The organism is Rhodococcus sp. MPR-R1B (assembly GCF_058793255.1).
In genome coordinates this window covers 198,836-212,734 of the sequence record NZ_JBXAFO010000010.1, presented here as the reverse complement: position 1 = coordinate 212,734, position 13,899 = coordinate 198,836, and the positions used below count along the sequence as shown (strand labels likewise).

General features: G+C 61.3%; 15 protein-coding genes. 7 read left to right on the top strand and 8 right to left on the bottom strand.

What is annotated here, in order from left to right; genetic code table 11:
- Window positions 1-10: 10 nt before the first annotated feature.
- Both AC1Q61_RS16630 and ppk2 read right to left on the bottom strand, forming a co-directional pair.
- Complete coding sequence (locus AC1Q61_RS16630; protein ID WP_042924395.1) at window positions 11-2,752, bottom strand: cation-translocating P-type ATPase; 2,742 nt, start codon at window positions 2,750-2,752, stop codon at window positions 11-13.
- Window positions 2,753-2,779: 27 nt separating this feature from the next.
- Window positions 2,780-3,610, bottom strand: a complete 831-nt coding sequence (gene ppk2 / locus AC1Q61_RS16625) for a polyphosphate kinase 2 (protein WP_228402274.1) — start codon at window positions 3,608-3,610, stop codon at window positions 2,780-2,782.
- 191 nt (window positions 3,611-3,801) lie between these two features.
- On the opposite strand from ppk2, the gene AC1Q61_RS16620 reads away from it, so the two are divergent.
- Window positions 3,802-4,053, top strand: a complete 252-nt coding sequence (locus tag AC1Q61_RS16620) for a three-helix bundle dimerization domain-containing protein (RefSeq protein WP_007734945.1) — start codon at window positions 3,802-3,804, stop codon at window positions 4,051-4,053.
- A 133-nt stretch (window positions 4,054-4,186) separates the two neighbouring features.
- Entirely contained in the window at window positions 4,187-4,564 is a 378-nt protein-coding gene (locus tag AC1Q61_RS16615; RefSeq protein ID WP_215515856.1) for an SHOCT domain-containing protein, read from the top strand.
- Here AC1Q61_RS16615 and AC1Q61_RS16610 read toward each other — a convergent pair.
- Together AC1Q61_RS16610 and AC1Q61_RS16605 are read right to left on the bottom strand one after the other, a co-directional pair.
- Window positions 4,542-5,987 carry a hypothetical protein gene (locus AC1Q61_RS16610; protein WP_007734950.1) on the bottom strand — a complete coding sequence of 482 codons (1,446 nt, stop codon included), beginning with the start codon at window positions 5,985-5,987 and terminating at the stop codon, window positions 4,542-4,544. The genes AC1Q61_RS16615 and AC1Q61_RS16610 overlap by 23 nt on opposite strands.
- A gap of 75 nt (window positions 5,988-6,062) precedes the next feature.
- Window positions 6,063-6,461: a DUF7144 family membrane protein gene (locus AC1Q61_RS16605; protein ID WP_042925824.1), complete on the bottom strand. Its 399-nt coding sequence runs from the start codon at window positions 6,459-6,461 to the stop codon at window positions 6,063-6,065.
- Between the two features lie 162 nt (window positions 6,462-6,623).
- Here AC1Q61_RS16605 and AC1Q61_RS16600 point away from each other — a divergent pair, with 162 nt between their 5' ends.
- Window positions 6,624-7,217: a GNAT family N-acetyltransferase gene (locus AC1Q61_RS16600; protein WP_051649760.1), complete on the top strand. Its 594-nt coding sequence runs from the start codon at window positions 6,624-6,626 to the stop codon at window positions 7,215-7,217.
- Window positions 7,218-7,234: 17 nt separating this feature from the next.
- Here the strand turns inward: AC1Q61_RS16600 and AC1Q61_RS16595 are convergent, their stop codons facing one another.
- The 4 genes from AC1Q61_RS16595 to AC1Q61_RS16580 all read right to left on the bottom strand — a co-directional run bounded on the left by AC1Q61_RS16595 (window position 7,235) and on the right by AC1Q61_RS16580 (window position 10,019).
- Window positions 7,235-8,311, bottom strand: coding sequence for an iron-siderophore ABC transporter substrate-binding protein (locus AC1Q61_RS16595; protein ID WP_308251826.1), 1,077 nt, complete (start codon window positions 8,309-8,311; stop codon window positions 7,235-7,237).
- A 142-nt stretch (window positions 8,312-8,453) separates the two neighbouring features.
- On the bottom strand, window positions 8,454-9,290 hold the full coding sequence (locus AC1Q61_RS16590; RefSeq protein WP_030535637.1) for a helix-turn-helix transcriptional regulator: 837 nt from the start codon (window positions 9,288-9,290) through the stop codon (window positions 8,454-8,456).
- Between the two features lie 55 nt (window positions 9,291-9,345).
- Window positions 9,346-9,672, bottom strand: a complete 327-nt coding sequence (locus AC1Q61_RS16585) for a DMT family transporter (protein WP_003942819.1) — start codon at window positions 9,670-9,672, stop codon at window positions 9,346-9,348.
- Window positions 9,669-10,019 carry a DMT family transporter gene (locus AC1Q61_RS16580; RefSeq protein ID WP_003942817.1) on the bottom strand — a complete coding sequence of 117 codons (351 nt, stop codon included), beginning with the start codon at window positions 10,017-10,019 and terminating at the stop codon, window positions 9,669-9,671. Before AC1Q61_RS16580 ends, AC1Q61_RS16585 begins: the two co-directional genes overlap by 4 nt.
- A gap of 53 nt (window positions 10,020-10,072) precedes the next feature.
- Between AC1Q61_RS16580 and AC1Q61_RS16575 the strand changes: the two genes are divergently transcribed.
- The 4 genes from AC1Q61_RS16575 to AC1Q61_RS16560 all read left to right on the top strand — a co-directional run bounded on the left by AC1Q61_RS16575 (window position 10,073) and on the right by AC1Q61_RS16560 (window position 13,853).
- A complete protein-coding gene (locus AC1Q61_RS16575; protein WP_042925819.1) occupies window positions 10,073-10,792 on the top strand; it encodes a transglutaminase domain-containing protein in 720 nt (239 codons plus the stop codon).
- A 29-nt stretch (window positions 10,793-10,821) separates the two neighbouring features.
- Window positions 10,822-11,679, top strand: a complete 858-nt coding sequence (gene map, locus AC1Q61_RS16570) for a type I methionyl aminopeptidase (protein WP_042925817.1) — start codon at window positions 10,822-10,824, stop codon at window positions 11,677-11,679.
- Between the two features lie 8 nt (window positions 11,680-11,687).
- Complete coding sequence (locus AC1Q61_RS16565; protein ID WP_030535634.1) at window positions 11,688-13,199, top strand: cobyric acid synthase; 1,512 nt, start codon at window positions 11,688-11,690, stop codon at window positions 13,197-13,199.
- An 84-nt stretch (window positions 13,200-13,283) separates the two neighbouring features.
- Window positions 13,284-13,853 (top strand): RNA polymerase sigma factor, encoded by a 570-nt coding sequence (locus AC1Q61_RS16560; RefSeq protein WP_492651115.1) that lies wholly within the window; start codon window positions 13,284-13,286, stop codon window positions 13,851-13,853.
- Window positions 13,854-13,899: the final 46 nt, after the last annotated feature.

Here is a 13,899-nt window from a genome sequence, read left to right as displayed (position 1 = left end):
TTGTCCTCCCTCAGTGGAGCGAACGGGCGCGCTCGGGGGCAACCGCGGTGGTCGCAGGGAGGGGCGCAGGTGCCTGTGCGAGGCGGCGGCGTCGAATTGCCTTGTCCAACTCGACGACAACCGGGATGATCAGCGACCAACCCAGGCAGGCGAGCCACTGGGCGCCGGTCAGTGAGGTTGTCATGAGGAGGTCCTGGAGGACGCCCGCCTCGACGGCGAATACGGTCACGACCGTGGGGATCGTCAAGATCTTGATGGCACCGAGAACCGGTGGAACCACGCCGGACTCGGGATCACGCCGCATGGTAAGCCCCGCGAGAATCGAACCGAGAGAGAGCACTACGAATGCTGTGGTCATGGGAACATTCGCATCGGAAGTACTCATTTCACCGGGTGCGAGAAGCATCGCCGCGAGTGTCACGGCAAATTGCAGGACACCGTACGCGAGCCACTGAGCGACTGCGCTTCGATGTGCGATCGGCATCTTGGGATCGCGCGGAGGCTTGTTCATCAGATCCGGTGGCGGCGGGTCGAGCATGATCACGGCGACGGGGAACAGTGTGATGAAGAAGTGCTGGAACAGCACCATCAGTGGCGTCAGTGCCACACCCTCGTTGATGTTGAAGATGCTCGCAGCGAGGAAGAGGAGAACCAAGGAGAAGAGTTTCGACATCTGGTAGCGGATGTACGAGACGATTTTTCCGTAGATGTTGCGGCCCAAAGTGATCGCGGTGATGAGGGTGCCGAAGTTGTCGTCGGTGAGCACCATCTTGCCCGCCTGTTTGGTCACCTCACTGCCCGAGCCCATGGCGACGCCGATGTCTGCCTTCTTCAACGCGGCGGCGTCGTTGACCGCGTCTCCGGTCATCGCGACGACGGCGCCACCGCTCTGCATGACATCGACCAAGCGAAGTTTGTCCTGCGGAGTGACGCGGCCGAACACGTGCAGGTTCGGCAACGCGGTCGACAGTTCTTCATCGGTCATCACTTGCAACTCGCCGCCGCCCACCGAGCCCGGGCCGAGTCCGAGTTCGGCACCGATCGCTGCGGCGGTGATGGCATGGTCGCCGGTGATCATGCGGACCTCGATGCCGGCCCGGTGTGCGGTTCGCACCGAATCGACCGCCTCCGGACGCAGCGGGTCGATGATGCCTGCCATACCGACAAACGTCAGGTCCTCGACAAAGGACATGGGGTCGGCCACGACAGCGTCTTCCCGTCCGTCGAGGCGTCTGACCGCGAATGCCAGCACCCGAAGACCCTTTTCGGACATGGACTGATTTGCTGCCGTGAGTTCGTCTCGGACTTCCTCGATCGGGACCTGCCGACGGCCGGGGAGAAAGGCCGAAGAACACCGAGCGAGGACGACATCGGGTCCGCCTTTGACCAATCCGACGAACTGACTTACGCCGTCGACTTCGAGGTGGTGGTACGTGGCCATGAACTTGTACGCGGAATCGAACGGAACCGTCGCCACCCGCGGGTAGGTCCGTCTGGTGAGTGGGGCGTCGGCACCGATCTTTGCCGCGAGCACCACGAGCGCGGCCTCGGTCGGGTCGCCGACAACTTCCCCGGAATCGGAAACCGTTGCATCGCTGTCGAGACACAGTCCGTATGCGAGAAGGGTGAAGTCGGGTGGTGCCTCGCCGGCAACCTGCGTGATCCTTCCCGCTTTGGCGTAGCCTTCGCCGTCGACCGTGTACCAACGGCCGTGGACGTACAGCGATCGGACGGTCATCTGGTTCATTGTCAGCGTGCCGGTCTTGTCCGAGTTGATTGCACTGGTCGCGCCGAGTGTTTCGACGTCGGTCAGGTTCTTCACGACGGCCTTGGCGTCGGCCAGTTGACGGGCACCGTAGGCCAGCATCGCCTGGACGAATGTTGGCAGGCCGGTCGGAATCGCGGACACTCCCATTGCGATACCAAGGAGCAGAAGCGTAGTCAGGTCCTGCCCACGAAGGAGCCCGATGACGACGATGACGATCACTGCCGTCCACGCGATGATTCCGAGAAGTTTGGTGAGAGAGTCCAATTCACGTTGAAGTGGCGACTTGCCAGGGGCGACCGCCGACAACATCGACGCGATCTGGCCTATCTGCGTCTGCATCCCGGTCTCGGTGACCACCATGGTCGCCGTGCCGCGGGTGACCGAGGTGTTCTGGAAGACCAGATTGCTGCGGTCTCCGAGCGGAATATCCTCGTTGTTCAGCGTATTCGGGTCCTTCGGTATCGGCGCGCTTTCCCCGGTCAATGCGGCTTCCTGCGTCTCCAGGGTGGTGGTGGCGAGCAACCGTCCGTCGGCAGCGATGATGTCTCCTGCCTCGACTTGGACGATGTCACCCGGCACCAGTTCGGTAGCGTCGAGTTGTATCAGGTTCCCGTCACGAATGACCCGTGCTTGGGGCGTCTGCATCTTGGCGAGGGCGTCGACGCTCGCCCGTGCCTTCAACTCCTGTCGAGTTCCGAGGACGATGTTGAGCACGACGAGCACCGCCACCACGATTGCTGTCGGCACTTCACCGATGGCGATGCTGACCGCGGCCACGGCGACGAGCATCAAGTTCATCGGATCTTTCAGCTGCAACAGCGCGATCGACCACGTCGACGGCGGTGGCGTCGAGGTGATTTCGTTCGACCCGTAGCGTCGTCGCCGTTGGTCGGCCTCATCCGACTGCAGTCCGCGCTCCGGGTCCGACTGCAGTACGGACACGACTGATTCGCCACTCTGCGCATGCCACGGCGTGGGGCTCATGACCGCACATCCTTTCCTTGGCGATCGTCAATACCGGGTCGGAATCCAGTGCAGCGGTTGTTTGGGCGTCTGGTAGCCGTGAGCCTTCTGCCGTTTCGGCAGGGTGATGTCCGTGGATTGCACGGGCTCGTAGGGGATCTGACTCAGAATGTGGCTGATGATGTTGAGTCGTCCGCGTTTCTTGTCATTGTTGTTTGCGACATACCATGGCGCCCAGCCGGTGTCGGTGAAGCGAAACATCTCGTCGCGGGCACGCGAGTAGTCGTACCAATGACTGAACGACTTCAGATCGAGATTCGACAGCTTCCAGATCTTTCGAGGGTCGTCGATCCGGCTCTGCAGACGTAAGAGCTGCTGTTCTTCGCTGACCTCGAGCCAGTACTTGAGCAGAATGACTCCCGATTCGACGATCGCGCGTTCGACGGTCGGAATGAGCTGGAGAAATTGATGTGCTTGTTCTTCGGTGCAAAAGCCCATTACTCGTTCTACACCGGCACGGTTGTACCAACTTCGGTCGAAGATGACGATCTCACCGGCAGCCGGAAGATGCGGGACGTAGCGTTGGACATACATCTGCGAATGCTCTCGCTCGGTCGGGGCGGGTAACGCAACGACCCGGAACACTCGCGGACTCACTCGCTCGGTGATGGCTTTGATGACACCGCCCTTCCCCGCGGTATCTCGACCTTCGAATACGATGCAGACCTTGGCTCCAGACGATTTGACCCACTCCTGCAAAGCCACGAGTTCGCCGTGCAACGGCTTGAGTTTGCGGCGGTACACCTTGTTCTTCATCGGCTTTTCTGCCACGGGCGGCGCGTCGTCGGTAAGGGTCGACGGGGTGTCGTCGTGAAGAATCCGAGCGTTCTTTCCCACTTCCACTCCCTGGCATCATGAGCGCAACGCGAGCGCGCGGGGAACCGTCCGCCCTTATGTGTATGCCCCATATTCGGTGAACCTATTCTCTTCGCAATCGAGACCCGAATCGTGTTGTTTTCGAACCCTTTCCGAGTCTTGACGTGCTCGGCTGGACGGACGACCATTAATGGATGACTGGCGACGAAGAGTTGCTACACGTCGAGCGGGTGATCACTCGCCTGATTTCCCGCTATCCCGCCGTTCCTCCACCGGAGATCGAAAACAGAGTGCGAACAATTCACCAGCGTTTTGCGGGATGTCGGATCCGCGACTTCGTGCCTCTTCTGGTCGAAAAAGCGGCCAGACAAGAGATCTCGGATCGGAGAATCGTGATTCCGATAATGGATGAGCGGTCGGCGAGTCTGAACTCTCTCGAACTGTAGCCGGAACGGGGATCGTCGGCGCATACTGAAATGACCTTGGACCAGGGAGTTCTGGCCGAATGCAGGAGCTCAGGCGCGGAACGTCAGCCTCCCGAACTCCTGATGTGTAAAACCGAGTACAGGGAGCGTTGACATGGAAGGCTTCTGGGAATTCTTCTGGTGCATCTTCGTCTGCTTTGCCTTTGTGGCGTACTTGAGCGTGTTGTTCTCGATCATCACCGACTTGTTCCGTGATCACGAGACTTCGGGCTGGGCCAAGGCGTTGTGGATGATATTCCTCTTCGTCATTCCATTCCTGTCCGCGATGATCTACGTGGTCGTCAAGAATGACGGAATGACGAGGCGGTCGATGGAAGCCGCTCAACAGCACATACACGCGCAGAGTGATTACATTCGAAAGGTCGCCGGGAAATCGCCGACTCAGCAGATCGCCGACGCCAGAGAGCTTCTCGACTCAGGCGCGATCAACGAAGAGGAATTCCAGGCCATCAAGGCAAAGGCGCTGGCGTAGTTTTCGTATCTTCTGCCCCGGGCCTGGCGTCGTCGGTTCCGCCGTCGTCAGGCCCGGCGTCCTGCGCGGCGGCGCGTGCGGGACGAACCAATACTTCCAGTGCGACGAGAGCAACGAGCGCAATGACGACGATCCAACCAACGACCAATCCGGTGGGGTAGCGCCAGAAGAGCAGCAACAGGGCGGCGATGCCGATGATGGCACAGCGCAGTGGGACACGAAGCTGATTGGCCCACCGCTCCACCTGATTCGGCGTTCGGCCGCTTGCAGAATGCCGGACGAAGTCCAACGCCTGCCCGTAGCCTCGACGAACGGCGATCGCCGACGACGACCCACCGATCAGGTAGGCGCCGAGCCCCACCACCACACCGAGGACCGCAACCGCGCGAAGGCTCGTCCGAAGCGGAACCAGAACTGTGTCGATGACAGCGGTGGCGGCGTCTGGCGAGAGGATATCGGTAGGGACACTGTCGAGGTAGATTGCACGTCCGATCAGAATTCCGATCGCAAGAACAAGCATTCCCAACGCAATCGACAGACCGACCAGGGACAGCGTACGAAGCCTGCGACCGGTTGGCGCAACGGCGACAGCGGCTGCTGCGCAAGCGATTCCCAACCACGGCAGCACCGCCGAGACCTTGTCGAGTGCCGAGACGGCTCGCTGCGCCTTCACCAGCTCGGGGGACTGGAAGAGAACAAACTCCTTGTCCACGGACGGGATTTTGTCTGCGAAAGCGAAGCCGCGGTCGGTCAGCGCCGTTTTCACCCGGTCGATGATCGTGCTCAGTGAAATGCTGACCGTTCCGCTCTGGTCGACCTCGACCGAGTCGGGTCCGTAGTTTCCGGTCATGACGGCGACGAGGGAGTTGTGCGCCGCTCGGTTCGCCTGAATCCAAAGGTCTTCGAACTGCTGCGTCCGAACGAGCGAGGCCACTGTGTCGTGGACGAAACTCTTCGCCTGGCCGGCGATCACCGGTGCCAAACCCACCAACGCCTGGTCCACGCGAGGCGCGTTGGCTTCGAGATTCGACACGTCCGTCAATGCTGTGAGTGCCTCGGTGGTGAGCCCTTCGACGTCGACGCGATCGAAGATCTCGTCCGTGACTTGATTCGTGATCTCCGCTTGCACGGCTGGATTCTCACCCAGTGGCGCTACCGTGCTGACGTAGCGGTCCGTGTCGAGGATCTGACTACGTACGAAGCGGGTGGTTACCGACAAGACTGCGAGCAGTGCGACCAGCACCAGCAGGATTGTCACCGCCGTCCACCGCAGCCCATGTCGAGGTGGTCGGGAGACTTTCTCGACGGTCGTTTCGCGGGCGCTGGGAGTCTGCTCGCGAAGTGTTGCTACCTCTTCGCGCAACCGGGCTAGTTCGGCACGTTCGTCCTCCTGGAGTGGTCCGTCGCTCGTGCCGTTTGCCATGATGGTCCTCCCGGGACGGAAACTACTGGCGCACAGTTGAAATGCTGAACTGCGAAGATGATTCGGCGGGTGACCTCAGATGACCTCGGGATTCCAGGTCGCGACGGCCCAGATGACGAATACGTCGAGCGCGATGATGATGATCGACCACCACGGCGAGTGGGGTAGCCACAGGAAATTCGCGAGGATCGACAGAGAACAGATGACTATCGCGCCTACCCGTGCCCACGTCGCGCCGGTGAAGAGCATGATTCCGACAGCGGTGACGAGCACACCGAGTACGAGGTGGATCCATCCCCACGAAGTGAGGTCGAATTGGTACGTGTATTCCGGGCCGACGACTGTCACGTCGTCCTCCGATATCGCCGAGATGCCTTGGAGGATTTCGAGCACGCCGACTGTGATGAGGAGAACGGCTCCGCCCAGCGCGCTTCCTTTTGCCAAACCCTGCTTTACCAGTGAATCCTCGGACATGACCGCCCCTAGATTTCAAGCGCGAAATAGCCTGGCATATTTCCCTGTCCCGACCTTTTACGGTGGTGAAGTAGCCCGTCGGAGGGCAAATCAAACATTGAGCGCTGCACAGCATTGCGATATTCATTCGCCTACGAATTCGAAAGAACCTACCGTGACGGCATGGATATGGCGGACGTAGGTGTGGCGATGAGGCCTGCACCGGGTGTGATCCGGACGGACCGGCTGGTGCTCCGTACCTACCGCCCAGGCGATCACCGGGATCTTCTCACCTTCTACGGGCGCAGCGACGCATGCCGGTATTTGCTCAACGAACCCTGGAGTCTCGCGGAGGCTCGAGAGGCCGTGCAGACCAGAATGTCTCGCCGCGACCTGGCATCGGGCGCGGTGGCACTTGTTGTCGAGTACGGGGGCCGGGTTGTCGGAAGCGTGAGTGCTTGGCGAGTCGAAGAATCTGATTGCACAGCCGAAGTCGAGCACACCGCCGAACTCGGGTGGGCATTTTCGCCCGAGTTCGGCGGCCGAGGATTCGCGACGGAAGCAGTGACCGCTCTGATCGACCTCGCGTTCGCGACACCCCGATTGCGCCGCGTGGTCGCGCGAATGGATTCGAGAAACGAATCCTCGGCGCGACTCGCGCAGCGGATCGGTATGAGGCGAGAGGGACATTTTCGGCAGAACGCGTGGATCAAGAACGAGTGGACCGACACCGTGGTTTTCGCGACACTTCGCGGTGAGTGGCCTTCAGTTGCTTGATCAGACCGAGCGGGCTGCTATTTTGCGACCAGTTCGGTCAACTGTGGCACGAGTTCGTCGGTCGCCCACGGAACACTCAGAAGGCTGACGTACATTGTCGCCGCAGTCAGGCGATTGTCGGTGATCCACAGGTCCTTGCCGTTGGCGATGACCGGCCACCGCGAGAACAGAGTGTTGGCCAATGTGCTGTCGACTTCCGACTGATCGCTTGCCCAACCGAGATACACGTCGGTGTCGATCGTGTCGAGCTTTTCCATACTGATGCCGAAAAGGAACGAGTCGCCGGCAAAGTTCTTGGCGCCGTTCACCACGTCGGGAGCGACTGTGAGCCCGAGGTTTTCGACAAACTTGACGCGCGGATCGTCCGGACCGTAGATGGCGGTTTCGGTTTCTCCTTCACGGATGTAGGAACCGAAGGCGAAAGTGACTCCGTTGAATTCGGGATGACTCGCCTTCGATTCCTGGACCGATTCCTCAACCGACTTGATCAGCGCCGCGGTCTGAGCGGGACGCCCGAGTGCCTTGCCGACATCGGTGGCGAGGTTTTGCCACGAGCTGGGCTGATACGGCTTGGTGTCGTACGGGAGGGTCGGGGCGATCGAGCTCAGGCGCTGGTAATCCTGCTCGGAGAAGCCCGAGTACGGGGCAAGAATCAGATCAGGCGCGGCATTGAGAATCTGCTCGAACAGTAGCTCGCCGCTGTCGGAGTAGTACGGCGCAGGCGTGGGCAGCGTCTGGCCCGACTTTTCGAGTTCGGCGCGGGTCCACGGCAGGAACCCGTCGGCGTCGCCGGCCCAAGAGTCCTTCTGCATCGCGATCGGAGTGACACCCAGGGCGATGACCGTGTCTGCCGCTGCGGAATCGAGGGTGAGGATCCGTGTCGGCACCTTGTCGATGGTGGTCCCGCCGAAAGCGTGCTTGATCGTCACGGGATAGGCGCCGTCCTCGACGGCGGATGCCGATGAATTGTTTTCCTGGGCGTCCGATGACGACTGTGTGCAGGCGGTCAGAGGCAGTGCCGCCGCCAGCATGAGCGCAACAACGATTCGTCGCCTCCGCTGGGGACGAATTCTCTGACGGGCAGATCTGAACACGCGAAACTCCTCGGGATTGATCAGGGAAGTGCTTGCACGACTCAGCGCAGTACGCGCATGAGAGCAGGCTTACCTAAGTGAATGTAGGGCGCGTGCGTGTAGCGAAGGGGCCAGCCGATGTCGACAACAGGTCAGGCTCGAGTCAGTTGACAGCGGCGAGCGCATTGCCGGGGGTGTAGCCGACCGTCTTGCGAAAAGCGGCGATGAAGGAACTCGACGTCCCGTAACCGACACGGCGGCTGACGGCGTTCACACTCATTCCGGTCCCGAGCATGCCGAGGGCCGTGCTCATACGAACCAGAGTGCGCCACTGCGCAAAGCTCAAGGCGAGTTCCGCGGCAAAAATCCGGGTGACCGTACGTCGGCTGAGATTGAGAACGTGAGCCCACTGATCGAGTGATCGATCGTCGGCGGGATCCGACAGCACTTTGTCGACGAGCATCCGTAGCCGCGGATCTCGGGGGATCGGTACGTCGAAGTGAGGTGCCGATGCCGGGGTGAGGAGATCGACACAAACCTGCTGTGCCCGAAGGCGTTGTTCTGCAGGCATTCCGGTGTGGGCGAGGTGTATCAGCAGTGCCCGGGCTGCCTCACTCAGTGTCACGATGCACGGTTCGTTCCAGGCGGGAGTCCACAGCTCGGGGGTGAAGAGCGTGGCGCGGAATGCGACGTGGGGATTTGCCTGACCTTCGTGGAGGACCCCGCGGGGGATCCACAGGCCGACGCCGGGCGTGACGGTCCAGAGTTGATTGTCGATGATCATGTTGACGACACCGCGGTCGGACCAGATCAGTTCGTGCTCGACGTGAGCGTGCTCTGGCCACCGGGTGATGTGGTCGGTCTCGACGATGTACGTCGTGAGTTGGAACGGCGCCGGGACGGCGCGCGCCATCGGAGTGTGGCGGTCGGATTCCCGTAAGTGGGAATCGTCGTCCAGCTGTGGACCGTCGGCGATTTCACGAAGGGCAGGGATCAGCACCGTGGACTACCTCCAGAGCAAAGTTAGGTAAACCTTACACTGATGTGTGCAGCGATCAGTGACTCGCACCGAGTTCGATGAGAAGCACGCCTGCCGCGATGAGGCCGATCCCGACCATCATGAGCCTGGTCAGCGGTTCGCGAAAGAGAATGCGGGATGCGATTGCCGTCAACGCCACTCCACATGCGGTCCAGATTCCGTATGCGACGCCGATGGTGAGGCCCGCGTCGAGCGCGAGGGTCAGGAAGGCGAAAGCGGCGAGATACCCCACGGTGACAACCGCGAGCCATCGTTTGTCGCTGCCGTCCTGCGACGCCATCCGTAGTGACAACGTCGCGGTGACCTCGGAAATAATTGCAGCGATCAGAAATACGAAGGTCATGCTGGGTCCGCCGGCCCGCTGTCGGCGGCAGCCTGAGAGCCGAGTTCGACGCACAGCACTCCGCCGATGACCAGTGCAATCCCGACGCCCATGGTGGCCGTCAGAGGATCTCCGAAAAGGGCCGTTGCGAATACTGCGGTCAGGACAACTCCGGTTGCGCCCCAGATTCCGTATGCAACACCGAGTCCCATGCCCTCCCGCAGGACGAACGACAAGGCGGTGAATGCTGCGAGATATCCGCCGACGACCACGATGTACCAAGCCGGGTGATCGAGGGCGGCGCGCAACGACAGCGTCGCAGACACCTCGGTAAGGATCGCGGTGATCAACAACAGCCATTTCTTCACGGTTGGGATTCTGTCAGGCTCCACCGATTCCGGTCGCGCACTACGGTTGAGACATGACGTGCGTACTGCTCGGTGGAATCCGCAAAGGTGACATCCGCCACGACGCGTCGGGTGGCGATGTGGCCGCAACTCCGATCCTCGACTGGGGCCACGACGACGTGGCCCGCCTCTACGAGGACATTGCAGAAGGTGCGATCCAGTCGGCGCAGGAGTTCCTGGTGTCGGCGCATCGCAGCGTCGCTGCAAATATTCGGCCGGTGTACGGCCTCGACGACCGGCAACCCGTCTCGGTGACATTGAGTCGAGAGCGCGGATCCTGCAGTCAGAGACTGGCTATCGTCGAAGCGTTGGCTCGCCGCCGAGGTATCGCCACCCGAGTTCGCGGTCTCGTACTTCGTGGGGAGTTCTGGTACCCAAGATTTCGGCGTCTACATGCGGTGATTCCGAAGTCAGTGCTGCTGGCGTGGCCGGAATTTCTGGTCGACGGACGCTGGCAGGACGTCTCCGAGATCGTTTCACCTGCGGTGGTCTCAGCGCTCGAACCGTTCACGAATACCGGCGAGGAGACACTGTTCGACGCGATCGGACGCGCTCCGATCAGTTGGGGCAAGTCTGTTTCGTGTGATTGCTTGGACTTCTCCGAATTCGTCGACCGCGATCTGGGCACCTTCGAATCTCGCGACGTGCTCTTCGAGGAATTCGGACAGACGATGTCGACCCCCGTCAGAATTCTCGTCGACCCGGTTTTCCGGAACTGGAGTGCATCCGGCTGACGCGCGACGCGAGGTCTAGGCTGTTCTGCATGTCTGTGCGTACCCCATTGGTCCCTGGAACCGTCTCTCCCGTCCTCGCTGTGCCCTCGAAGATCGAGCGGCCCGAGTACGCGTGGAAGCCGACCGCCAAAGAGGGCAACGAGCCCTGGGTTCAGACGCCGGAAACGATCGAGGCGATGCGCATCGCCAGCAAGATCGCTGCAGGCGCGCTGCAGGAAGCCGGCAAGGCTGTCGCTCCCGGTGTCACGACCGACGAACTCGACCGCATCGCACACGAGTTCATGCTCGACCACGGTGCATACCCGTCGACGTTGGGCTACAAGAGCTTTCCCAAGTCGTGCTGCACGTCTCTCAACGAGGTGATCTGCCACGGAATCCCCGACTCGACTGTGATCCAGGACGGCGACATCGTCAATATCGACGTCACCGCGTTCATCAACGGGGTACACGGCGACACCAATGCGACATTCCTCGCCGGTGACGTGTCCGAAGAGAACCGCTTGCTCGTCGAGCGCACACACGAGGCAACGATGCGGGCCATCAAAGCCGTCAAGCCCGGCCGCGCGCTCAACGTGATCGGACGTGTCATCGAGTCCTACGCCCATCGGTTCGGGTACGGCGTCGTCCGGGACTTCACCGGACACGGAATCGGCGAGACCTTCCACAACGGCCTCGTGATCCTGCACTACGACGAGCCCGCGGTCGAGACGATCATCGAACCGGGCATGGTCTTCACGATCGAACCGATGATCAACCTCGGTGGTATCGACTACGAGATCTGGGAGGACGGTTGGACCGTCGTCACCAAGGACCGTAAGTGGACGGCGCAGTTCGAGCACACCTTGGTGGTCACCGAGACCGGTGCAGAGATTCTCACCCTGCCTTGAGTTCGGAGATGCGCGGCGCTCTGCTGGTAGCCGGCACTACTTCCGACGCAGGCAAGAGCGTTCTTGTGGCCGGATTGTGTCGCATGTTGGCGCGTCGAGGCGTCCGAGTGGCGCCGTTCAAGGCGCAGAACATGTCGAACAACTCCGTGGTCACGCTGGACGGCGGAGAGATCGGCCGTGCGCAGGCACTTCAGGCGCGTGCATGCGGTCTGGAGCCGAGTGTTCGATTCAATCCGGTGCTGCTCAAGCCTGGAAGTGACCGCACGTCGCAATTGGTTGTTCGGGGCAAGGCGATGACCACAGTGGGTGCTCGCGACTACATGCAGCATCGGCAGTGGCTTCGCGCCGTCGTGGCCGAAGATCTCGAATCGCTTCGATCCGAGTTCGACGTCGTGATCTGTGAAGGCGCCGGTTCACCGGCCGAAATCAACTTGCGCGCAACGGATCTTGCCAACATGGGATTGGCTGAGGCTGCGCGGATTCCGGTCGTCGTCGTCGGTGACATCGATCGCGGCGGCGTCCTGGCCCATCTGTTCGGGACCGTTGCTGTGCTCTCGCCCAGCGACCAGGCATTGATCGCGGGATTTGTGATCAACAAATTCCGCGGTGACGTTGCACTGTTGGAACCCGGACTGGAACAACTGCGCAGCCTCACCGGTCGACCCACTCTCGGAGTGATCCCGTTTGCCGACGATCTTTGGCTCGACGCCGAGGATTCGCTTGGCGTCACCGGCAATGCCCCGGTAGGGCGCCCGGGCCCACCCGTCGGTTCGGCCTGGCTCACCGTTGCTGCGGTTCGGCTCCCGCGCATCTCCAACTCCACGGACGTCGAGGCACTGGCATGTGAACCGGGCGTGGCAGTTTCGTGGGTGACCGATCCGTCGCGGATTCGCGACGCGGACCTCGTGGTGATCCCCGGTAGTAAGTCCACCGTGAGTGACCTCGAGTGGTTGCGAAGTACCGGCCTGGCCGACGAGATCGTCGCGCGAGCAGGTCGCGGGCAAGCAGTCCTGGGAATCTGCGGCGGTTACCAGATGCTGGGTAATTCCATCGTCGACGACGTCGAATCAGGATCAGGGACCACCGCGGGACTGGGTCTGCTGGACCTCGATGTCGAGTTCGCTCCGGACAAGGTGCTGGCGCAGATGACCGGTACGGCAGACGGTATCTCGGTGTCCGGGTACGAGATTCATCACGGACGCGTCGTGCGCAACGGGGACCGCCCATTGCTGGCGGACTCGAGCGGTATGCCGGAAGGCAGTGTGCGAGGGCCTGTTCGAGGGACACACTGGCACGGTCTCCTGGAAAGTGACGACTTTCGGCGCAGCCTGCTGCGTGAGCTCGCGGTTCCCGGTTTTGTTGCTGCACCCGACACCGCGGTTGCCGCGGTGCGAGAACAACAACTCGACCTTCTCGCTGATCTCGTCGAGCAGCACCTCGATCAGGATCTACTCGAGAAACTGATCAACGGTGGGGCGCCTATCGGGCTCCCCGTCATTGCTTCCGCACTCGAAGCCTGAGAGCGCTCCCGCGGGTGTCGACGTGGACGCGGTAGAATAGCCAGGCCTCACTCCCGCGACGGCTCCCTAGTAGGAGTGTGCGCGGTGACAGATCAATTCGACGGCTTGCTGACCGACTTCAGTGACGAGGTGCTGGTCGACTCGGCACTGCTCGGCGATCACGCGGCCTTCGACGTCATCGTCCGCCGATACGGCCCGCACTTGTATCGATTTGCCCGTCGACTGCTCGCGAGCGAGAGTGACGTCGACGACATCGTCCAGGAAACCTGCGTCGCTGCGTGGCGCCAACTTCCGGGGTTTCAGCGGCGCTCGAGCACCAAGACCTGGTTGTTCGCGATCTGTTCTCGCAAGATCTCGGATTTCTATCGAAAAGTCGGCTCCTGCGCCGCCGATATGGACGAACTCCGGGAAGAAGCTGATCCCCGTTTGCGTGATCCGAGCGAAGAAGTCTGCGGCACAGCATTTCTCGATGCCCTGGAATCCGAACTCGATCGCCTGCCACTGCGTCAGCGTGCTGCCTGGGTCTTGCGAGAAGTGGAGGGCATGACGTATCCGCAGATCGCTGTTGTCCTGGAGCTGAGTCCGGACGCGGTTCGTGGCCAGCACACTCGGGCGAGGCGGAATCTCGGTGTCGCACTCGATCGATGGCGATGACGACTCGGCGGTTTGCCGGGTTCTGTCACCGAACTCACTCTCCTTG